Origin of the sequence: Methylobacterium iners (assembly GCF_022179305.1) — a bacterium.
Lineage (GTDB): Bacteria > Pseudomonadota > Alphaproteobacteria > Rhizobiales > Beijerinckiaceae > Methylobacterium > Methylobacterium iners.
Map to the genome: position 1 here is coordinate 1 of NZ_BPQP01000166.1, position 1,348 is coordinate 1,348.

Below are 1,348 nucleotides of genomic sequence, written 5' to 3' on the forward strand. Positions count from 1 at the left end.
GGAGAAACGTCCATGTCGAATGCCCAGGAAGGCATAACAACTCTGTCGTCCTATCTGCCCACACCAGCAACGGCACCCGTCGCGAGATCCAATTCGGGGCGATGGCTGCAGCTTATCCTCGGCGTGGTCTGCATGGTCGCTGCGGCCAACATCCAGTATTCCTGGACGCTCTTCGTCCCTGAGATCCAGAAGACCTTCGGCTGGGATCGCGCCGCGATCCAGGTCGCGTTCACGATCTTCGTCATCGTCCAGACCTGGCTGACGCCGATCGAGGGCTACTTCATCGACAAGTACGGCCCGACCCGCGTCGTGATGTTCGGCGGCCTGATGACCGGCCTCGCGTGGGTCATCAACTCCTACGCCACGTCGCTGTCCGGCTTCTATCTGGGCTCGGTCGCCGGCGGCATCGGCGTGGGCTGCGTCTACGCCACTTGCGTCAACAACGCGCTGAAGTGGTTCCCGGACAAGCGCGGCCTCGCCGTCGGCCTCACGGCCGGCGCCTACGGTGCCGGTTCGGCGCTGACCATCATCCCGATCGCCAACATGATCGCGGCTGGAAGCTACACCCAGGCCTTCTTCTACTTCGGCCTGATCCAGGGCGCCGTGATCTTCTTGGCCGCGCTCGGTCTGCGTGGTCCCGGCAAGGGCGAGGTGACCTTCTCGAGCAAGGTGCTCCAGTCCCGCCGCGACTACACCCTCGGCGAGGCCCTGCGCACCCCCGTCTTCTGGGTGATGCTCCTGATGTTCACCTGCACGGTCACCGGCGGCCTCATGGCGGTGGCGCAGCTCGGCGTGATCGCGCAGGACCTCGGCGTGAAGGAGTTCAAGGTCAACCTGTACTTCTTCGCCATGGCGGCCCTGCCCTTCGCCCTGATGCTCGACCGCATCCTCAACGGCGTCTCGCGCCCGCTGTTCGGCTTCATCTCGGACCGGATCGGACGTGAGAAGACGATGTTCATCGCCTTCACGATGGAAGGCATCGGCATCGTGGCGCTCGGCTACTTCGGCTCGAACCCGTGGGCCTTCATCATCCTGTCCGGCATCGTGTTCCTGGCCTGGGGCGAGGTCTACTCCCTCTTCAGCGCCACGGCGGCGGACACCTTCGGCTCGGCCCATATCGGCAAGATCTACGGGGTCCTCTACTGCGCCAAGGGTATCGCCGCGCTGTTCGTGCCGGTCGGCAACCTCCTGATGCAGGCGACGGGAACCTGGTCCACGGTCCTCTACACGGTGGCGGCCATGGATCTTCTGGCGGCGTTCCTCGCCATCGCCGTCCTGCGGCCGATGCTGGTCCGGCACCACGCCGCGAACGGCTCGACCATGGCCAGCGGCGCCGTGGCCCACGCCT

At 65.4% G+C, this 1,348-nt stretch carries 1 protein-coding gene; it reads left to right on the forward strand.

What is annotated here, in order from left to right:
- Positions 1-132: 132 nt before the first annotated feature.
- The coding region (gene oxlT / locus MFF55_RS26585) for an oxalate/formate MFS antiporter (protein ID WP_238247239.1) at positions 133-1,348 on the forward strand (1,216 nt) is incomplete at its 3' end.